The sequence below is a fragment of the Sphingomonas sp. CFBP 8765 genome, assembly GCF_014841445.1.
Classification (GTDB): domain Bacteria; phylum Pseudomonadota; class Alphaproteobacteria; order Sphingomonadales; family Sphingomonadaceae; genus Sphingomonas; species Sphingomonas aerolata.
Window position 1 is genome coordinate 112,541 of record NZ_JACYTY010000005.1, and the last position, 20,236, is coordinate 132,776.

At 65.3% G+C, this 20,236-nt stretch carries 18 protein-coding genes; 7 read left to right on the forward strand and 11 right to left on the reverse strand.

The genetic code is table 11. From position 1 onward, the window contains the following. Positions 1 to 11: 11 nt before the first annotated feature. Genes IFT87_RS13855 through IFT87_RS13870 form a run of 4 tightly spaced genes read right to left on the reverse strand, consistent with a single transcriptional unit; the run spans position 12 to position 5,601 of the window. Positions 12 to 1,523 (reverse strand): Ppx/GppA family phosphatase, encoded by a 1,512-nt coding sequence (locus IFT87_RS13855; RefSeq protein ID WP_192008940.1) that lies wholly within the window; start codon positions 1,521 to 1,523, stop codon positions 12 to 14. Next, positions 1,520 to 3,685, reverse strand: a complete 2,166-nt coding sequence (locus IFT87_RS13860) for an RNA degradosome polyphosphate kinase (RefSeq protein ID WP_031439008.1) — start codon at positions 3,683 to 3,685, stop codon at positions 1,520 to 1,522. The genes IFT87_RS13855 and IFT87_RS13860 overlap by 4 nt, the downstream gene beginning before the upstream one ends. 15 nt (positions 3,686 to 3,700) lie before the next feature. Beyond that, positions 3,701 to 4,345: a DnaA ATPase domain-containing protein gene (locus IFT87_RS13865; RefSeq protein WP_031439007.1), complete on the reverse strand. Its 645-nt coding sequence runs from the start codon at positions 4,343 to 4,345 to the stop codon at positions 3,701 to 3,703. A gap of 11 nt (positions 4,346 to 4,356) precedes the next feature. Next, on the reverse strand, positions 4,357 to 5,601 hold the full coding sequence (locus IFT87_RS13870) for a heavy-metal-associated domain-containing protein (protein WP_031439006.1): 1,245 nt from the start codon (positions 5,599 to 5,601) through the stop codon (positions 4,357 to 4,359). A 64-nt stretch (positions 5,602 to 5,665) separates the two neighbouring features. On the opposite strand from IFT87_RS13870, the gene purM reads away from it, so the two are divergent. The 3 genes from purM to IFT87_RS13885 are packed head-to-tail and all read left to right on the forward strand — an operon-like array spanning position 5,666 to position 7,962. After that, positions 5,666 to 6,769 carry a phosphoribosylformylglycinamidine cyclo-ligase gene (purM, locus tag IFT87_RS13875; protein WP_037528499.1) on the forward strand — a complete coding sequence of 368 codons (1,104 nt, stop codon included), beginning with the start codon at positions 5,666 to 5,668 and terminating at the stop codon, positions 6,767 to 6,769. Next, on the forward strand, positions 6,762 to 7,334 hold the full coding sequence (gene purN / locus IFT87_RS13880) for a phosphoribosylglycinamide formyltransferase (protein ID WP_037528472.1): 573 nt from the start codon (positions 6,762 to 6,764) through the stop codon (positions 7,332 to 7,334). Before purM ends, purN begins: the two co-directional genes overlap by 8 nt. 25 nt (positions 7,335 to 7,359) lie before the next feature. Beyond that, positions 7,360 to 7,962, forward strand: a complete 603-nt coding sequence (locus IFT87_RS13885) for a hypothetical protein (RefSeq protein ID WP_031393389.1) — start codon at positions 7,360 to 7,362, stop codon at positions 7,960 to 7,962. 24 nt (positions 7,963 to 7,986) lie between these two features. On the opposite strand, the gene IFT87_RS13890 is transcribed toward IFT87_RS13885, so the two are convergent. From IFT87_RS13890 to IFT87_RS13905, 4 genes are all read right to left on the reverse strand, one after another. Further along, positions 7,987 to 8,478, reverse strand: coding sequence for a GNAT family N-acetyltransferase (locus IFT87_RS13890; RefSeq protein WP_328799342.1), 492 nt, complete (start codon positions 8,476 to 8,478; stop codon positions 7,987 to 7,989). Between the two features lie 26 nt (positions 8,479 to 8,504). Then, the gene (gene ndk, locus IFT87_RS13895; protein ID WP_031393391.1) at positions 8,505 to 8,927 is read right to left on the reverse strand and encodes a nucleoside-diphosphate kinase; all 423 of its coding nucleotides are present in this window, start codon (positions 8,925 to 8,927) and stop codon (positions 8,505 to 8,507) included. An 89-nt stretch (positions 8,928 to 9,016) separates the two neighbouring features. After that, positions 9,017 to 9,454: a DNA polymerase III subunit chi gene (locus IFT87_RS13900; protein WP_037528477.1), complete on the reverse strand. Its 438-nt coding sequence runs from the start codon at positions 9,452 to 9,454 to the stop codon at positions 9,017 to 9,019. Positions 9,455 to 9,537: 83 nt separating this feature from the next. Then, positions 9,538 to 11,016 (reverse strand): leucyl aminopeptidase, encoded by a 1,479-nt coding sequence (locus tag IFT87_RS13905; RefSeq protein WP_192008941.1) that lies wholly within the window; start codon positions 11,014 to 11,016, stop codon positions 9,538 to 9,540. 221 nt (positions 11,017 to 11,237) lie between these two features. On the opposite strand from IFT87_RS13905, the gene IFT87_RS13910 reads away from it, so the two are divergent. The 4 genes from IFT87_RS13910 to rsmA all read left to right on the forward strand — a co-directional run bounded on the left by IFT87_RS13910 (position 11,238) and on the right by rsmA (position 16,829). After that, positions 11,238 to 13,481 carry an LPS-assembly protein LptD gene (locus tag IFT87_RS13910; RefSeq protein ID WP_192191132.1) on the forward strand — a complete coding sequence of 748 codons (2,244 nt, stop codon included), beginning with the start codon at positions 11,238 to 11,240 and terminating at the stop codon, positions 13,479 to 13,481. 138 nt (positions 13,482 to 13,619) lie between these two features. Further along, complete coding sequence (locus tag IFT87_RS13915) at positions 13,620 to 14,963, forward strand: peptidylprolyl isomerase (protein ID WP_426290647.1); 1,344 nt, start codon at positions 13,620 to 13,622, stop codon at positions 14,961 to 14,963. Positions 14,964 to 14,970: 7 nt separating this feature from the next. Continuing rightward, entirely contained in the window at positions 14,971 to 15,981 is a 1,011-nt protein-coding gene (gene pdxA, locus IFT87_RS13920; protein WP_084215043.1) for a 4-hydroxythreonine-4-phosphate dehydrogenase PdxA, read from the forward strand. Continuing rightward, a complete protein-coding gene (gene rsmA, locus IFT87_RS13925; protein WP_037528481.1) occupies positions 15,978 to 16,829 on the forward strand; it encodes a 16S rRNA (adenine(1518)-N(6)/adenine(1519)-N(6))-dimethyltransferase RsmA in 852 nt (283 codons plus the stop codon). The genes pdxA and rsmA overlap by 4 nt, the downstream gene beginning before the upstream one ends. An 11-nt stretch (positions 16,830 to 16,840) precedes the next feature. Here rsmA and IFT87_RS13930 read toward each other — a convergent pair whose 3' ends face one another. The 3 genes from IFT87_RS13930 to guaB form a co-directional block, all read right to left on the reverse strand. Continuing rightward, positions 16,841 to 17,341, reverse strand: a complete 501-nt coding sequence (locus IFT87_RS13930; protein WP_128082084.1) for a tetratricopeptide repeat protein — start codon at positions 17,339 to 17,341, stop codon at positions 16,841 to 16,843. 32 nt (positions 17,342 to 17,373) lie between these two features. Next, positions 17,374 to 18,561, reverse strand: a complete 1,188-nt coding sequence (locus IFT87_RS13935) for an RsmB/NOP family class I SAM-dependent RNA methyltransferase (RefSeq protein ID WP_192008943.1) — start codon at positions 18,559 to 18,561, stop codon at positions 17,374 to 17,376. A gap of 173 nt (positions 18,562 to 18,734) precedes the next feature. Then, positions 18,735 to 20,192: an IMP dehydrogenase gene (guaB, locus tag IFT87_RS13940; protein ID WP_031393400.1), complete on the reverse strand. Its 1,458-nt coding sequence runs from the start codon at positions 20,190 to 20,192 to the stop codon at positions 18,735 to 18,737. Positions 20,193 to 20,236: the final 44 nt, after the last annotated feature.

Genomic DNA, 20,236 nt, shown 5'->3' on the forward strand with positions numbered 1-20,236 from the left:
TTCGTCTCCGGTCAAGCGATCGCGAGCACCGGCTTCCGGCCGATGGCCGCGGCTAGCGCCGCGTGCCGCCGCTCAACAGCTTCCCCGTAGAGTCCCCGATCTGCGAGCAGCAGCGTAAGCGTCAGCGATACGCCGTCATCGGTGATGCGCGAGCGTTTGAGCGGTCCGGCAAGCCCGCCGCTCATTCGCTGCCCGAGACGCATCGCAAGTCCCCAGGCCGTTGCGCTCTGGATCTCTGTGGGTGTCGCCAGGCGCTCCACGGGATCCGCGGCGGCCAGGTCACCGCCAAGGCTGGTATACAGGGCCTGGGCGAGCATACCGCGACCCGGTGCGTCGATCGCGACCCAATTGCCGTGCAACGCGACTTCGACCCCGCGCTCGGCGCGAAATTCCGGATTGGCGCGCCAACCCACGTCGGCGAGGAGGCAGGCGGTGTGGCGTAAGCGCGCCACCGCAGGGGGTTCGGTAACGAACAACGGCGCGATCCAGCGATCGAGCAGATCGCCATGTTCGGGAAAGCGGCCGAGCAGGCGCCCCTCCTCGCGTGCGGCTTCGATCAGGGGGTCGAGTGCCCGCGCCGCCGGTTTGAGGTCGCCGTAGAGCAGCCCTTCGCGAAGGCCATAGGCGGAGACGATCGTCGTCTTGCTACCAAGCTGGCGCATGAGAATGCCGAGCAACGCGGCGGCATCCCCAAGCGTCGCGATCCGGCCGGACGACAGGCCCGGAATGGCTTTCAGGCGTGGCTTGGACAATTGCGGGATGGTGCGACTGAGGCGCGTGACGGTCGCTGCGGTCATCGAATATTGATGGATGATCGGCAGCGGATAGTCCGACAACTCCATATCGAGCCGCGCCAGCGCGCGCCATGACCCGCCGACGAGATACAGGGGCAGTCCCTGCCCGCGTGCGGCCCAGCCGGCGTCGCGTACGAGCCGCGCGACATGGCGCTCGAGCACCTTGCCGCGTTTCGCCCGCATCGGTCCGATACGCAGCACGCCGAGGGGGAACGAGACGCTGTCCTCGATCTTGCCACGGCGGACGCGTACGAGCTCAAGGCTGCCGCCGCCGAGATCGCCGACGATGCCATCCGCCTCAGGGATCGCAGACAGCACGCCATAGCCCGCAGCGCTCGCCTCCTGTCCGCCCGACAACGTCTCAACCTTGAGCCCCAACTCCTCTGCCGCGGCGATGAGGTCACCACCGTTCCGGGCATCGCGAACTGCTGCCGTGGCAACCGTCCGCAGCGTCGAACACTCCATCTCACGCGCAACCGCGGCAAACCGCGCAAGCGCCACCTTAGCCGTCTTGAGTGCTGACTTTTCGATCGTGCCCGTCGCCGCCAATCCGCGGCCGAGGCCCGCCAGCACCTTCTCGTTGAACCGGATCGCCGGCAGTCTGGGCGGCCCCTGATAGACGACGAGCCGGATCGAGTTCGATCCAATGTCGATGATCCCGGTGCGCGGATGGTCGTCGACCTCAACCTTTGGCGTCGCGGTGCCGAACAGGAGGTTGGTAACGCTCATCGCTGTCGACGGAGCGAAAGCGTCGGCACGGTTGCGCTCGTGGCAAGCGATGCACCACGGCCGGAAAGAGACGGATTGGTCATAAAATACCGATGCAGGTTGAACGGACGATCGCCGGGATCGACGCGCGAATAATCGCCGTCGGGTCCTAGCTCCCAGCTTTGTTCGTTGTCGATGAGATTGGCGACCATCACCTGGTCGAGGATCTGGTCGTGCACCGTCGGGTTGAGGATCGGCAGCATGTATTCGACGCGCCGATCGAAATTACGCGGCATCCAGTCGGCGGACGAGATGAACAGCTTTGCACCGTCATTCGGTAACGCCTTCCCGTTTCCGAAAGCCCAGATACGGCTGTGTTCGAGAAACCGGCCGATCACCGATTTGACGCGGATCGTTTCGGACAGGCCGGGCACACCCGGTCGGAGACAGCAGATACCGCGGATGATGAGGTCGATTTCGACCCCAGCCCCGCTCGCCTCGTACAGCTTCTCGATCACCGCAGGGTCGACCAACGAGTTCATCTTCGCCCAGACCCCTGCCGGTCGCCCCGCGCGGGCATTGGCGATCTCGACGTCGATCAGGGTCATCAGATTCTTCCGGAGGTCGCGCGGGCTCAGGCTGACGCGGGCCATGTCCGTCGGTTCGACATAGCCGGTGATGTAGTTGAACATCTGCGCAGCATCACGCCCGACCGCCGCGTCGGCGGTAAAGAAGCTGAGGTCAGTGTAGATCTTGGCTGTGACGGGGTGATAATTGCCGGTACCGAAATGGCAGTAGGTCCGGAACGCCTGCCCCTCTCGGCGGACGACCAGGGAGACCTTTGCATGGGTCTTCCAGTCGATGAATCCATAGACGACCTGCACCCCTGCGCGTTCCAGCGCGGAGGCCCAGACCATGTTCTGCTCCTCATCGAACCGTGCCTTGAGTTCGACCACCGCGGTGACTGATTTGCCCGCCTCGGCCGCGGTGATCAGCGCATTGATGACCGCGGGTTGCTTGCCGGCGCGGTAGAGCGTCTGCTTGATGGCGACGACATCGGGATCATTCGCCGCCTGCTTCAGGAAGGCCAGCACCACCTCGAACGTCTCATAGGGGTGGTGGACGACGATGTCCTTGGCCTTGATCGCTGCGAAGCAATCACCGCCAAATTCACGGATTCGCTCCGGAAAGCGCGGCGTGAAGGGCGGGAATTTCAAATCGGGGCGATCCTCCTCGACCAGTCCGTCGAGATCGACGATGCCCAGCAGATTGCCGCTTTCGGTGATGATCGCCTCGGCCCCGCCCAGTTCATCTTTGAGCACGGCTGCCAGCACGTCCGGTATCCCGGTTTCCAGCTCGAGCCGGATTACCCGGCCCCGGCGGCGGCGTTTGATCGCGTTGGCAAAGTAGCGGACAAGGTCCTCCGCCTCCTCCTCGATCTCCATGTCGCTGTCGCGCAGGACGCGGAAGCTCGCGGCGGCAAGCACCTCATAGCCCGGGAACAGCACCGGCGCGAACCGCTTGAGGAGCGTCTCGATCGCGACGTAGCGCGCGGGCTCGCCAGGCAACCGCACGAAGCGCGTCATGGTGTGCGGCAACATGACCAGTTCGCGGACCGGCTCGTTGTCCGACCGGCGGACGAGGTCGAAGATTACCGACAGGCCGCGGTTCGGAATGAACGGGAACGGATGGGCGGGGTCGAGCGCCTGCGGGGTCAGAATCGGAAAGATCTGCTCACGAAAATGCGTTTCGAGCCAGTCATCGGCTTCGCCCTCGACGGCATCGCGGCGCAGGACAAACAGCCCCGCTTCGTCGAGCAGCACACGAAGATCACCCCAGACCGCCTGCTGGCTCTCCATCAGCGCGTCCGCTTCGCGGATGATCGCGGTCAGCTGCTGCCCGGCGGTCAAGCCGTCGGCCGAGCGACGATCGACGTCCTGCGTCTGCTGACCCTTCAGTCCGGCGACACGGACCATGAAGAACTCGTCGAGATTGGATCCCGAAATCGAGAGAAACCTAAGCCGTTCGAGCAACGGATGCGCCGGATTGCACGCCTCTTCGATCACGCGCCGATTGAACGCGAGCCAGGAAAGCTCACGGTTGAAAAATCGGTCGTTCGGCTGAGCGCCGATGGGATCGTCGTCGTCTTCCGCTTGGCGGACGATATGCGCTGGACGGTTCATCGGTCCTCTAGGGGCTTAAGGTGACGTGAAAAGCGGCAGATCAAGGGCAAGTTGCGGCCGTAGGATCAGGCCAGCCTCGGTCAGGGTGGTTCGTGCAAGATTAATGGACAAGCGCTTGCGGCGTTCCATCGTTTCCTGATCCAGCGCATCGACGGTTCGCGTGACGGTAATATGACTACGCTCGATTCGCGACGCGAGCCAGTCGATGAGATCGGGCCGTGCATCGACGTTGCGGCGCTCGAACAGATGCGCAAGCAACAGGCGCATGAGCTCGTCGTCGGGTGCACCGATCGCCGCGATCGGGCTCGCAGCAAGGCGCGATCGCAGGTCAGGAAGCTTGACCTTCCATTCGGGCGGTGCCGCGTCAGCGACAATGAGCAACGGTTTTTGCTCTTCCTGGGCCTGGTTCCAGGCGTGGAATAGCTGTGCCTCGGGTACGCGTTCTGCGTCGTCGATGATCGTCCCGCCACTCTTGGCCGCGAAGATCCGTGCGAGCAGGCTGCGGCCAGACTTTCGCGGACCGGTCAGGATGGCGGTCATCACCGGCCAGGTCGCCCAATGCTCCAGCGTCTGCGCCGCACGGACATTTGAAGGAGTTACGAGGAAGGCGTCGTCACGGGGATCCGCCGGCCAACCGAGCGGCAGCGCAATTTGAGTCATTCGATCCGCGCTCACCCTGTCGTCGCATTGTCCGCAGGCAAGTCCGGCGGAAGAAGTTGTGCGGTGCGGCGGATCCGAATGGTCTGGCCCGAACCGAACACCTGATAGCCGCGCGCTTCGAGCGCCGCCTTGAGCGCTGCCGGATCGCCATCATAGGCAACACGCATCAGTGACACGCCGCCGAGTGCGAGGCTGGTCGTCGCGGCCGACCGGACGCCGGGAATCGCCCGCAGCGCCGCCTCCGTCGAGGTAACGGCCGCCGCTGCGGGCGTATCGAACTGAACGGTGATCGAGAGGCCGGTGCCCCCCGTCAGGACGGCCGTATTGGCGTCGGCCGTTTCATCGCCCGGGACGGTCTCAGTCGCAATGGGATCGGGCGCAGGCGGCGGCGAAAGGCTGTAGTCGACCCGCAGCGTGCCGTTCCGCCGCGCCTGCTGGTACAGGTCATCGATCCGCTTGACGCCGGTGTCCATGAGCTGCGGCAGCCCGTCGGGGGTCCCGACCCGCAGCGTGAAACGGCCGATCAGCGCGTTGTCGGGGCCATGACGTGCTTCGAACACCCCGATCACCGGGCCACCCGGCGATTGGCGATATAGCGTGACGACCGGAACGAGAATGTCGCTGGCGCCATATTGATCGATGATCGTCCGCCACCAGCCGCGGCCGGGCCGCTGCGTCTGGCCGACGTTCAACAGTAGCGGGTCGGGGCCCGACCCCGACGGGCGGACATAGTCGATGCTGCTGTTACCCGTCCGATAGCGTGCCCAGGCCTGCTGCCATTCCGTCCGCTGCTCGAAGACCTGCCCGACACCGCCCGACCATTGGACCGGTATGACGAGCATCGGTTGCGACCGATCCGAATAAGTCGAGATACCCAGGAGCGATCCCGCCCGAGTCCGATCGAACAGAACGCCGAGCTTGGCGACGTAACGCTGCGGCCCGATCTGTTCGTTCTCGACGACGATACCCGAAACCAGCGAATCGAGCGTGCCGTCGGACACCAGCGCGCCGCCCCCGCCCAGCCGATTCGACAACTGCACCCAGGCCTTGCGCTGCGCCAGTCGCCAGCCGCCATAGCGGGCAGCGTCGGCGGACGGGCCCGCGACGTCGACGATGACGCCGCTGACCTCGTACGCACTCCCGCTATCGACGGGCGCTGCGCCGCGGCTGCCGCCCTCGATCTGTGCGAGCACGGCCCCGCCGCCAAGCAGGAGCGCGGCGCCGGCAAGCGCGATGGGAAGGGCACGGATACGCATCACGCGGGCCTTTTGGCGAAGCAGACGTGGAAATCCAAGCGCGATGTGGCTAGCAGCACCGATCATGACCGATACGCCAGACACCGCCACGCCCTATACCTATGCTCAAGCGGGGGTTTCGATCGCCGCCGGCAACGCGCTGGTGCGCGCGATTGCACCGCTTGCCCGCTCGACGCGACGACCCGGTGCCGATGCCGATCTCGGCGGCTTTGGTGGCCTGTTCGACCTGAAGGCGGCGGGCTTCGTCGACCCTTTGCTGGTCGCGGCGAACGATGGCGTGGGCACCAAGCTGAAGCTCGCGATCGAATGGAACCGACATGACGGCGTTGGCATCGATCTCGTTGCGATGTGCGTGAACGACCTAATCGTTCAGGGCGCAGAGCCGCTGTTTTTCCTCGATTATTATGCAAGCGGCAAGCTCGACGCCGCGGTGGCGGAGCGCGTAGTCGCGTCGATCGCAGAGGGTTGCAAGACGGCCGGTTGTGCGCTGATCGGCGGCGAAACCGCGGAGATGCCGGGCATGTACGCGGACGGCGACTATGATCTCGCCGGCTTCTGCGTCGGCGCGGTCGAGCGGACCAACATGCTGACCGGCCGCGATATCGCGGCGGGCGATGTGATGCTCGGACTGGCGTCGTCGGGCGTGCATTCGAACGGCTTCTCGCTGGTCCGCCGTCTCGCCAGCGACCGCGGGTGGAAACTCGACCGGCCGGCGCTGTTCGATCAGGACAAGCTGCTGATCGACCATCTGATGGCACCGACTCGGATATACGTCGCCGGCCTGCTGCCGCTCCTGCGCGAACGCCGCATCAAGGGCCTCGCGCATATCACGGGCGGTGGGTTGCTCGAAAACATTCCACGGGTTCTGCCACAAGGCGTTCACGCGACCGTCGATGCGGATGCCTGGGAGCAGTCCCGGCTCATGGCGTTCCTTCAGGCGCAGGGTGCTATCGAACCGGAGGAGATGGCACGGACCTTCAATTGCGGCGTCGGCATGGTCGCTATCGTCGACGCTAACGATGTGACAATGATCACCGCTGCGCTGGAAGCCGCGGGCGAGACGGTATTCCCGATCGGGCGGATCGAGGCGGGGACACATGGCTGCACCGTGCGCGGTTCGGCGGGCACATGGAGCGCGCGCGCCGACTGGACCGCGACTCATGGCTGACAGAACGCGCGTCGGCGTGCTCCTATCGGGGCGCGGATCGAACATGATCGCGCTGGTTGAGGCGTCGCGCGCTGCGAACTGCCCTTATGAGGTGGTGCTCGTCGCGTCCGACAAGCCGGAGGCGGCCGGCATCGCATGGGCAAAGGCCGAGGGGATAGCGACATTTGCGCTGTCTCCCCGCGGGTTGGGTAAACCGGCCTTTGAGGCGGCGATCGATCGGGCGCTCCGGGACGCCGCGGTCGATGTCATCGCGCTGGCCGGCTATATGCGGCTGCTCTCCGACGGACTCGTCGCCGCATGGCGCGATCGGATCGTCAATATCCATCCCTCGTTGCTCCCCAAATATAAGGGGCTCGATACGCATGCGAGGGCGATCGCGGCGGGCGATGCCACCGGAGGATGCTCGGTCCATCTGGTTACCGAGGAACTCGATGGCGGCGTCGTGCTGGGCCAGGCCGAAGTCCCGATTCTGCCAGCCGACGACGCGGACGCGCTGGCGAGTCGCGTGCTGGCCGCGGAACATGCGCTATACCCCAGAACGCTCGCCGAGTTCGTGACACGATGAACGCCCTGTCGAAAGCAGACGTCTGATGAGCCGCGAAACACCAACCGAACGGCGTGAAGCCGCCGAAACGCGTCGCCGCTGGGTGACGCTGGCAGAGGTCCTCGCGGTCGCTGGCGTGCTCATCGCGGCACTCACGCTGTGGAGCAACTGGTCCGAACGCAACGCGGACAAGGCCGAGAAGGCGAGCGCACTTGCCAGCGAACAGCGCGAAAGCCGGCGTTTCGAAATCCGAGCCGTCGCGGCGGAGAATGGCGATTCGCTGATGTTGCTGCGCGACGAGAGGCACGACATCCAGACGGCGACGATCGCGTTCCCCTCGGCGCTGAGCGTCGAGCGCAAGGATGCCCTGACGGATCAGATCCAACGCGACTGGTTCGAAAAGGCCTTGCTGAAAGCCACCGACGGCGGCGCGGACGATCAGGCCGGGCGGCTGCCGGTCCTCATTGCCGTCACCTATACCGACGGCGATGTCTCGGGTTCGGCAAGCGGCATCTACGACGTGATCTGGCGCACGAAAGCCGGTGTGTTTCCGTTCGGCCGATCGCTGAAACTGGAGGGCTTGAAGCTCAGGCAACGTGGCGGCGATCAGGCTAGGCTAGACGCGTTATGGACACGCCAACAACGCTAACGAGGCACCTTACCCCTGCGACCGTCAGATTTCACGGGCGTAGACCGGATCGGTATACGGCGTCGTCCCGATCCTGAAGGGCCGGGTGCCGATCACGGAGAATTGCTGGCGTTCGTAAAAGGCGCGGGCGCGGGCGTTCAAGCCCCACACACCCAACAACACACGGGCGTAATCGCGCTCGGCCGCGTCAGCGAGCGCCCGGTCCATCAACGCGGCACCGAGACCTGATCCCTGCGCCTGCTTCATGAGGTAGATGCGGCGCAGTTCGATATCGCGAGGGCCGGTGTCGATAGGAAATGCAGGCTTCGTAAGTACGGAATAGCCGATCGGGGCATGGCCCGGCTCATATTCGGCGAGCGTCACGATCGTTGCCGGATCATCGAGCCATGCCTCGAAGACCGCGACGCTGTTGTTCCGCGTACAATGATCGACGATGTCGACGCCCGCAAATGCTGTTGCGTAGGCGTCAAGAAACGAGGCGGCTCCGACGAGCGAGAGGGCGGGCGCATCGCCCACCGTCGCGCGTCGCAGCCGCCAGAGCATCAGCCGACGATTTCTTCGGGCTTGAAGAAATAGGCGATCTCGATCTCCGCATTCTCGTCCGAATCCGAACCGTGAACGCTATTGGCTTCGATCGACTCAGCGAGTTCCTTGCGGATCGTGCCGGGCTCGGCGTTTGCCGGGTTGGTCGCGCCCATGATGTCGCGGTTGCGCTGCATCGCGTTCTCACCCTCGAGAACCTGAACGACGACGGGGCCCGAGATCATGAACGAGACGAGCTCACCGAAGAAGGGGCGCTCCTTGTGCACCGCGTAGAAGCCTTCGGCCTGCTCACGGGTCATCTGGATGCGCTTCGACGCGACGACGCGCAGGCCGGCTTCCTCGAGCATCTTGGTGACCGCACCGGTCAGGTTGCGGCGGGTGGCATCGGGCTTGATGATCGAAAAGGTACGGTTCGCGGCCATGATGGTCACGGGCTCCTGTGTTGGCGGGAATTGGATGCGCGGCGCTTAGGCGCGGATCGGCCCCAAAGCAACGCCTATGCCGTCCAATTTCAGGCAGCTTGCTCCCAGCGGCCGGCATCGTTCTGTTTCCAGTACCGGCGCTCGACACCGTCGCGATCGCCTAGCGCCTTCCATGCCAGCCGCGCCTCGCGAATCGCCTCTTCGTCAAAAACATGGAACACCCGCTCGAAATCGAGCGCCGCGTCCCGCCAGTGACCATCGACGATCGCAACATTGCGCGCGGCGTTGGCCGTCGTCACGTCGCTGGCAATCAGGACGGGCTGTGCCGCGTCGTCACCTGCGCCGATATGCGCATGGGGCAGGAAGCTCTCCGGCGCATAGGACCAGAGGAGCCGATCGAGGGCGACACGCTGCGCCTCGGGTTCGGCGACAATCAAAAGGCGACCGCCGGTCTGCACGACGCGCTCGGCGATTCGCGGAAGGACGCGGTCGAGCGGGGTGGTCAGGTGGTAGAAATCGACCTGCATTATGCTCATTCCCCGAGTTCAGACTGCCGCCCAAGTGCCCCCCGTCATCCCGACCGCTGCCGGGATGACGGGATAGGTGACGTTCAGCCTTCGAAATTGTCGGCAACGAACCGGTCGAGCAGGCGCACGCCATAGCCGGTCGCGCCCTTGTCGTGGTGGGTTCCCGGCTTGTCCGACCAGACCATGCCCGCGATGTCGAGATGTGCCCATTTCACGCCTTCGTCGACGAAGCGCTTGATGAACTGCGCCGCAGTGATCGACCCTGCGCCGCGCGGGCCGACATTCTTCATGTCCGCGATCGGCGAGTCGATCAGCTTGTCGTAGGCCGGCGACAGCGGGAAACGCCACAGCGTGTCGCCGCTGGCCGTACCAGCCGCAAGCAATTGGTCCGCCAGCGCGTCGTCATTGGCGAAGATGCCGCCATTCTCGGTGCCAAGCGCGACAATCATCGCACCCGTCAGCGTCGCGAGATCGACGATAGTCGCAGGCTGATGCGTCTTCTGCACCCAGGTTACGCAGTCGCAAAGCACGAGCCGTCCCTCGGCATCGGTGTTCAGGACTTCGATCGTCTGGCCCGACATCGACGTGATGACGTCGCTTGGTCGCAGCGCCGCGCCATCGGGCATGTTCTCGACCAATCCCATCACGCCGACCACATTGACCTTCGCCTTGCGGGCCGCCAGCGCCTTCAGGGCGCCGGCGACGGCCCCTGCCCCGCCCATGTCCCACTTCATGTCTTCCATGCCTGCGCCCGGCTTGATTGAGATACCACCCGAATCGAACGTCACGCCCTTGCCGACAAGGGCAAGCGTCGGGACGTCGGCGGCGGCCCCGTTCCATTTCAGCGCCAGCAGGCGGGCCTCGCGTCGCGAGCCCTGGCTGACGCTCAGCAGCGAACCCATGCCGAGTTCCGCCATCTGCGCTTCGTCGAGGACGGTGATTTCGAGCCCCAGCCCTTCGACGTCCTTCGTCACCTTCTCGACAAAGCTCTCGGGATAGAGAATGTTCGGCGGCGACGTGACGAGCCACCGCGTCAGATCCATGCCACCACTCACCGCGGCCTGCTCAGCCCATGCCGCGTCGGTGCCTTCGGGGGCACCGGCGATCGTGAATGTCGTCAAGCTGGGCTTCGACGTCTCGGCAAGCTTGGTGCGATACGTGTCGTAACGCCATGCGCGCTGCAGGCCCGCTGCGGCGAACCGGGCGGCAGCCGCAGCACTCGGGGGCGTCGAGGCGGCACCCAGGTCGATCGTTACAGCAATGGCGCCTGACGTCAGCAGGCGCGCGGTGACCGCACCGCCCGCTTTCCCCCAATCCGCATCGCTGCCTGCACCGACGCCAACGAACAGGAGGTGGCGTACCGTGTCCGCGACCGGAACGAAGACCTCGATGATCGCCCCCGCTTCGCCGGTGAAGCGGGCAGCGGCCGCGGCCTGCGTCGCTACCGCCTCGACGCTATCCCCGATCGCGGTCCATCGCGTCTTGGACAGTCCGTCCTTGGCAACGGGCACGGCGAGAATGGCCGCATCGGGCTTGGCGACGGGGGTGAAATCGATCTGCATGGGGACCTCGAAAAACATTGAATAAACTGGGCTAGATGCCCCTAAGCTGATGCTGCGGAGGCGGCAAAGCAAGGTCGCGGCCGATCAAGCCTGTGGATAGCGGTGATCCGACGCACGGCGATTGCAGCAACGCGCGGACGATGCGATAGGCGGCGCGGTATGGCGGCGCCCGGCCGCAGTTCCAAAAGGGGTTGGTTCGGATCGTGTTGCGTATCGACCTTATGGCGGGTTGCGCCCTGTCGCTCGCCTTGCTCGCATCGGGACTGCTTCCAGCGTCCGCGCGCGCGCAGGATCTCCAGGCGCGTCCGGCTGCGCCGCCCCTACCGGAAACGCCGACATCGTCGACCCCAACGGACCCGGATCAGGTGCAGTTCAGCGCCAGCGGTCTCGAATATGACACCGACGCCGACATCGTCACGGCAACTGGCGAAGTCCGCATGTTCCGCCAGGGCGATCGGCTGCGCGCCGACAAGGTGGTGTGGAACCGCAAGACCGGCAAGGTCCTCGCGACGGGCAATATCGCGGTCACCAACCCCCAGGGCGACATTGCCTATGGCGACTCGATCGAATTGACCGACTCGCTGAAAGACGGCGTGGTCGACAACATGCTGGTCGTGCTCGAACAGGGCGGCAGGCTGGCCGCCAAGCAGGGGACGCGCGAAGCTGATGGCACGGTCGAACTGCGCAGTGCCGCATATACGCCCTGCGCCGTCGTCAACTCGGCCGGTTGCCCCAAGGAGCCAACGTGGAAGATCACCGCGGTCAGCGTCACCTATCGCCCCGACCGCAAGCGGATCTATTATGCCGGCGCGCGGCTGCACCTGTTCGGCCTTCCCAGCCTGCCTCTGCCCAAATTCTCCAATCCCGTCGGTGGGGGCAGCGACAGTGGGCTGCTATCGCCCAATGGCGGCTATAGCCGGGTCAACGGTTTCGAAGTCAGCATTCCCTATTATGTGAAGCTCGCGCCCAACCAGGGCCTGGTCGTCACGCCGCACCTCTACACCAGCGTCCTACCGATGCTTCAGGCCGACTACTCCGCGCTCAGCACCAGGGGCGCGTTCAGCCTCCGCGCCTATGCGACCGAAAGCCGCCGAAGCGACGATCTGACCACGGCAAATTCGGCGGACACCAGCATGGCGTTCCGCGGCTATCTCGACGGCATGGCGCGCTATCAGCTGACGCCCAACTGGAGTGTCAGCGGCTCGCTCCGCCTGACGACCGACCGGACGTTCCTGCGGCGCTACGACATCTCGCGCGACGACCGGTTGCGCAGCACGGCCAGCCTCGAGCGGATCGACGACAGCAGCTATTTCGCGCTGACCGGCTGGTACGTCCAGACGCTGCGCGTCAATGACGGCCAAGGTCAGCAGCCGATCGCGCTTCCCGAGATCGACTATCGCAAGCGCTTCGACGATGGACTGGTCGGGGGCCGCGTGCAGCTCCAGCTCAACACGCTGGCGCTGACACGCACCGACGGACAGGACACGCAGCGCGCGTTCGCCAGCGCGCAATGGGATCTTCGGCGCCTGACGAACTGGGGTCAGGAAGTCACCTTCACGGCATTCGCCCGCGCCGACGCCTATAACACGAACAACACCGACGCGACCTCGATCGTCAGTTATCGCGGACTCGAAGGATTTCACAAGCGGGCGATCGGCGCAGCTGCCGTCGACGTGAAATGGCCGTTCATCGGCACGTTCCTCGGCGGCACGCAGCGGTTCACGCCGCGTGTCCAGCTCGTAGCCGCACCGAGCATTGCCAACACGCGCATCCCCAACGAGGATTCGCGCGCCGTCGACCTCGACGATACCAACCTGTTCGCACTGAACCGGTTTGCCGGGTATGACCGGTTCGAGGATTCCTCGCGCGCCACCTATGGCGGCGAATGGGCGCTCGACCTTCCCGGGATCGCCTTCACGACGAATATCGGGCAGAGCTATCGCCTGGGTACGCGGCCGACGATCCTGCCCGACGGTACGGGGCTCAGCGACCGGTTCTCCGATATCGTCGGTCGCAGTGAATTACGGATCCGCGACTTTGTCTCGGTGGTGCACCGCTACCGGCTCGACAAGGACAGCCTGGCGATCCGCCGCAACGAGATCGACGCGACGATCGGATCGCGCGCAACCTATGTGCTCGTCGGCTATCTCAAGCTGAACCGCAACATCGACGCGGCGATCGAGGATTTGCGCGATCGCGAGGAGATCCGCGTCGCTGGCCGTGTCCAGTTCGCACGGTTCTGGTCCGCCTTCGGATCGGGGGTCGTCGATTTGACGAACAAAGCGGAAGATCCGCTGTCCGTCAGCGACGGTTTCAGCCCGATCCGCCACCGTGTCGGCGTTCAGTATGAAGACGATTGCCTGCGGCTTGGCGCGACGTGGCGGCGGACGTACAACGATACCGGTGATGCGCGGAAGGGGAACAGTTTCCTGCTGACGCTGGCCTTCACCAATCTTGGCCGCTAAGCCCGCATTCAGCTAAGCCAGGGTAGGCCGCGCGGCACGTGCGATGATACGCGATGATGGGATACCGACACCTTGAAGCATGATGTTCGACTGACGGCGCGTGGTGGCCGCGTAATCGGCGCTGTGGTCCTTGCCGCACTGACCGCAAGCGCCATTGCCCAGACCGCGCCAACGCCTGCGCCCGCGCCCGCTGGAGGATCCGGCCAGACCGTGTCCGATCAGAGCGTGCCCGACAATACCGGGCTTAACCTGCCGACGAACCTTCAGATCTTCGGCAAGGTCGATCCGAACGTCCGCAAGCCGACGGCGATCGTCAACGACTCCGTGATCACCGGCACCGACGTCGATCAGCGCGTCGCCTTGATCGCGATGGCCAATGAGGGCGCCAAGCTCTCGCCCGAAGACCGCGACCGGTTGAAGCTCCAGGTCCTGCGGCAGCTGATCGACGAAACGCTGCAGATCCAGGAGGCAAAGACCGCCGACATCACGATCACGCCCGCCGAACTGACGCAGAGCTATGACGCGGTGTCGAAGCGGTTCAACCGTACCCCTGCCACCATGGCGGCCTATCTGCGGCAGACCGGCTCGTCGGATCGCTCGCTCAAGCGTCAGATCGAAGGCGAGCTGGCCTGGCAGCGCTATCTGCGGCGGCGCGTCGAGCCCTTCGTCAACGTCGGTGACGAGGAGGTCAAAGGCATCATCGACCGCCTCGAGGCGGCCAAGGGTACGGACGAGTTCAACCTGAAAGAAATCTACCTCGCCGGGAATGCGACGAACGGGCAACAGGTCTATGCCAATGCCCGCCAGCTGATCCAGGAAATCCAGAAGGGCACGCAGCCGTTCGAGTCCTATGCGCGGCAATTCTCCGAGGCGTCGACCCGCGCGGTCGGCGGCGATCTCGGCTGGGTTCGTGCATCGACGCTGCCGGCCGAGCTCGCGCAGGCGACGCAGTCGATGCAGGTCGGTCAGGTGGCCGGTCCGATCGAGGTGTCGGGCGGCTATTCGATCCTGTACCTGACCGACAAGCGCCAGGTGCTGACCGCCGACCCACGCGACGCGCGGCTCAGCCTGAAGCAGCTGACGTTGCGCTTCCCGCCCAATACCTCGCAGGCGCAGGCCGCGGCTCGCGCCGAGGCGTTCGCTAGAGCGACGAAGGATCTGCGCGGGTGCGGCACCGTCGAAAAGGTCGCCGCGGGCATCGGCGCGGATGTTGTCGACAATGATACGGTCCGGATCCGCGATCTTCCGCCGCAGCTTCAGGAAGTGATGCTCAAGTTGCAGGTTGGCGAATCGAGTCCGCCGTTTGGGTCCGCCGAACAGGGCGTACGTGCCCTCGTCCTGTGCGGACGCGACGATCCGCAGTCAGGCAATCTGCCGAGTTCGGAGCAGATCCAGGGACAGCTCGAGCAGCAGCGCGTCAATTTGCGGGCCCAGCAGAAACTGCGCGATCTGCGTCGTGACGCCGTCGTCGAATATCGCTGATCCTGACATGCCGCAGTCGCGCCCCCTCGCCGTCTCGATGGGCGACCCCGCGGGGATCGGACCTGAAATCATCGCCAAGGCTTGGGCCGCGCGTGTTGCGCACGATCTGCCCCCGTTCGTTGCGATCGGCGACATCCGGGCGATCGAGCGGGTCTGGTCCGGGCCCGTGGTCCGGATCGCTGATCCTACCGAAACGGCCACGGTATTCGCCGGTGCGCTGCCGGTGCTGAGCGTCGAAGACGCGGGCGAGATCGTGCCCGGGAATCCGGATGTCGAGGGCGCCCGTTGCGCCTTGCATGCGCTCGAGCTTGCGGTGGGACTGGTCAAGACCGGAGCAGCACGCGCACTGGTCACGGGGCCGGTATCGAAGGCAAAGCTTTATGCGATTGGCTTCACCCATCCCGGGCAGACGGAGTTCGTCGCTGAACGGTTCGGCGTCGCGGGCGAGAATGCCGTGATGATGCTTGCCGGCCCGTCACTCCGTGTCGTGCCGATCACAACGCATGTACCGCTCAGCGACGTCGCGTCCCTGCTGTCGGTCGATCTGATCGTCGCAAAGGGGCGGGCAACGGCTCGTGGGTTGACGCGGAATTTCGGGATCGCGGCCCCGAGGCTCGCCTTTGCCGGGTTCAATCCGCATGCGGGCGAACAGGGCGCGCTCGGTCGTGAGGAGATTGATATCATCGCCCCGGCGATCGAGCTGCTGCGCGCGGAGGGCATCGATGCGACCGGGCCTTTTGCGGCAGATACCTTGTTCCACCCGCGCGCGCGCGCGACCTATGACGCGGTACTTTGCTGCTATCATGACCAGGCGCTCGTGCCGCTCAAGACCATCCATTTTGACGAAGGCGTCAACATCACGCTCGGGCTGCCTATCGTGCGTACGTCGCCTGACCACGGCACGGCATTCCCGATCGCCGGTAAAAACCTCGCCGAACCGGGTGCCATGATCGCGGCTATCGCGATGGCCGGCCAGGCATCCGATCGGCGTGCCGCGCAAAGCGCCGAAAGTCGATGATCGCCCCGGCACCGGCCCTCCCCCCGCTGCGCGAGGTGATCGCGCGGCATGGCCTCAATGCCAGCAAGGCGCTGGGGCAGAATTTCCTGTTCGACGGGCAATTGCTGGCGCGCATCGCCGCTGTGCCGGGTGACCTGCACGACGCTGAAGTCCTCGAGGTCGGCCCAGGTCCCGGTGGACTGACCCGCGCTTTGCTGGCGGCGGGTGCGCGCGTGACGGCGATCGAGCGGGATCACCGCTGTATCCCGGCGCTGGCCGAACTGGGCGAGGCGTTCCCGGGGCAGCTGAAGGTCATCGAGGGCGATGCGCTGGCGATCGACGCACCGGCGTTATTCACGACAAAGCCACACATCGTTTCCAACCTGCCCTATAATGTCGGTACCGCATTGCTGGTCGGCTGGCTGTCGGCGGACTGGGTGCCATGGTGGCAATCGCTGACGCTGATGTTTCAAAAGGAGGTCGCTGAACGCATTGTCGCGACCACCAATAGCGACCATTACGGACGTCTGGCGGTGCTGGCACAATGGCGAAGCGCGTCGCTGATCGCGATGCCGGTCCACAGATCGGCCTTCACGCCGCCACCCAAGGTCATGTCCGCGGTCGTCCACATCACGCCACAGGCCGCGCCCGAGGGTGTCGACTTCGCCCTGCTCGAACGGCTGACCGGCGCCGCATTTGGCCAGCGTCGCAAGATGCTCCGCCAGAGCCTGAAGTCGGTGCCTGGTGCTCTCGATGCGCTGGAGCGGATCGGGATCGATGGGACGCGACGCGCGGAGACCTTGTCGGTGCTGGATTTCGTGGCACTGGCGCGCGCTGCGAAGACACGGCCGCTCACCGTCAGCGGCTGAGGTCGTTCCGCTCAGTCCTTGGCGGGGGTCGCGGGCTTTACGACCTGCGCAGTCGTGATGGGCGGACCCTTGGCGATGATCGCGGCAAGCTGCACGGCTTCGGGACACGGACCCTTGCAGATGGTGCGGATCTTGGCGAGGTTGTCGCGGGCCCGGACGACCGCGCCCTTCATCACCAACGCACTGCCCTGCCCCTGCAACGCGGTGACGTCGTTGGGCTCGAGCAGCAGCGCCTCGCGGTAAAGGCGGATTGCCTTGCCCGGCAGTTCGCGTGCCTCTGCGACCCTGCCCAGTTCGACGAACGCCGCGCGATTGCGCGGATCCACCGCGACCGCGGTTTCGAGCATGTCGGTCGCACCGTCGAGATTGCCGGCCGCCTTGAGGCTTCGCCCCTGCGCGAGCAGTTGCAACGACCGCGCATCAATCTGCGTATCGGGCCGTTGGCCGCTCAGCGACGTCGATACGGACACGACCGTCAGCGCGGCGGCAACGGCAACGGTCGAAAAACGCATGATGGTCTCCAGGCGGGGCACAGCGGGTTTGGCTAGCATGGGCTGATAAGGCGCGCGACAAAAAATCCGTCGGTGCCGTCGCGGCCCGGTTCGAGCCGAACCCCGTGGCCATGGACCGCGCCTGCAGGCAATGACAGCGGCGCGGTCGTCCAGCCGGGATGCGCGCCCAGGAACCATCCAACCTGGTCCGTGCCTTCCGCATCAAGCAGCGAACACACGATATACACCAGCGCGCCGCCCGGCTTGACCAGCGTTGCCGCGACCGACAGGACCTGCTGTTGGGTCGACTGCAATCTGGACACGCGGTCGGGCGTCAGGCGCCAGCGCGCCTCGGGATTGCGTCGCCACGTGCCTGTTCCCGAACAAGGCGCATCAACGAGCACGCCGTCCGCACGGCCTGCCCATTCGCTCAACGCCTCGATCTCACGGGTCGGGTTGAGCAACTGCGTCTCGATGATCGCGGCGCCCGCACGGGTCGCGCGCGGCGCCAGCCGTGACAGCCGGTTACGATCGGTATCGCAGGCAAGGAGGGTACCCGTGTTCGCCATCATCGCGGCGAGCGCGAGCGTCTTGCCGCCAGCGCCTGCGCAGAGGTCGACGATCCTTTGGCCGGGCTTGGCCTGCATCGCGAGCCCGACGATCTGGCTGCCCTCGTCCTGGACTTCCAGCGCTCCCTCGTTGAACAGCGGCAATGCCTCGACGTTCGTGCCGGTCGGCAGCCGGATTCCGTCGGGAGCGTGCGGTGTCGCCTCAGCGTCGGGCAATGCGGCGAGCACGGCGGGACGATCCGCGACGAGCGTGTTGACCCGCAGGTCGAGCGTCGCACGCCCCGCAAGATCGGTGAGCGCCGCGCCATCGAGCCCCGATGCCCGCAACGCCTTGGTCAGCCATTGCGGCGCGACGCCGGCGCGTGCGCGCGGTTCATCCTTGCCGATCGGCGCTGGTGCATGGGTCGAGCCGTCGAAGGTCGCGGCCAGCGCGGGGTCAGCATCGGCCACCAGCAGCATCGCGGCACGGCCGTTCTCAGGTCGATCTCCTGCCTTGCGGATCGCCGCATAGACGAGCTCACGCACGGCGCGACGGTCCTTCGACCCAGCGTAACGACGCGTGGCGAAGTAGCGGGCGATGAGCGTGTCCGCTGCCGCGCCACTCTCGCGGGCAGCGGCGATGATCTGGTCGAGCAGCTCGATCGCGGCCTGCGTCCGCGCCGACGGGGTCAAGGCCGACCTCCCGGGATTGCGCAATATCGGGCAGTGATTTGGTAGGGGATCATCATCATCCCCTGCCCCTACCCCCTCCCGGACGTAGAAGGGAATGATTTCAGGTATCCGCTTGCCACATTCCCGGCCGGCGGGCCCTCCCGATCCCGTTGCGGCATCGGGAGGCGTCGATGCTAGCGCGTCGGGTAGTTCGGGGCCTCGCGCGTGATCGTGACGTCGTGGACATGGCTCTCCATCAGGCCGGCACCGGTGATCTGGACGAATTCCGCGCGTGCCTGCAGATCCGGAATCGTCGCCGACCCGGTATAGCCCATCGCTGCCTTGATCCCGCCGACGAGCTGGTGGACGACGTCGCGTGCCGGACCCTTATACGCAACCTGCCCTTCGATGCCCTCGGGAACCAGCTTCAGCTGGTCCTTGATATCGCCCTGGAAGTAGCGATCCGCAGACCCGCGACCCATAGCGCCGACCGAACCCATGCCACGATAGGATTTATACGCGCGGCCCTGGTAGAGGAAGGTTTCGCCCGGCGCCTCGTCCGTCCCGGCGAGCAGCGACCCGATCATCACGGTCGATGCGCCTGCAGCCAGCGCCTTGGCCATGTCGCCCGACGTGCGGATACCGCCATCCGCGATCACCGGTACGCCGGCCTTGTGACCGGCTTCGGCGCAATCCATCACGGCCGTCAACTGCGGCACGCCCACGCCAGCGACCACCCGCGTGGTGCAGATCGACCCGGGGCCGATGCCGACCTTGATGCCGTCCGCGCCCGCGTCGATCAGCGCGCGGGTGGCGTCGCCCGTCGCGACGTTCCCGGCAACGACCTGGACCGAGTTGGACAGTTTCTTCACTCGCTCAACGGCACGCCCGACGTCACGATTATGACCATGTGCCGTGTCGATGACGATCAGGTCGCATCCGGCGTCGACCAGCTGTTCCGTGCGATCGAAGCCCTTGTCGCCGACGGTCGTCGCCGCTGCGACACGCAGGCGGCCCGCTTCGTCCTTGGTCGCATCGGGGAACATGACGGCCTTTTCGATATCCTTGACCGTAATGAGGCCGACGCAACGATACTCGGCATCGACGACCAGCAGCTTTTCGATGCGACGCTGGTGCAGCAGCCGGCGCGCTTCCTCCTTGCCGACCTCGGTCGATACAGTCGCAAGATTCTCGTGCGTCATGAGCTCGCTGACCGGCTGCTGCGGGTTCCCGGCAAAGCGAACATCGCGATTGGTCAGGATTCCGACCAGCTTGCCATCCGACTCGACGACCGGAATGCCGCTGATCCGATGGCCGGCCATCAACGCCTGCGCTTCGCCCAGAGTGGCGGTCGGCTTGATCGTGATCGGGTTGACCACCATCCCCGATTCGAACCGCTTGACCTGACGGACCGCGACAACCTGTTCCTCGATCGTCAGGTTACGGTGTAGCACGCCGATGCCGCCGAGCTGCGCCATGACGATCGCCATGTCCGCTTCGGTCACAGTATCCATTGCGGAGGACAGGATCGGAATGTTGAGGGCTATCCCCCGTGTTACCTGGGTCCGCGTGTCCGCCTGGCTTGGCAGCACGTCCGATTCCCCCGGATACAGAAGGACGTCGTCGAAAGTGAGGCCGAGGCGGATATCCATGAAAGCTGCCGATCCTGGGTGTGGGGTGGCGCGCCATGTAACCA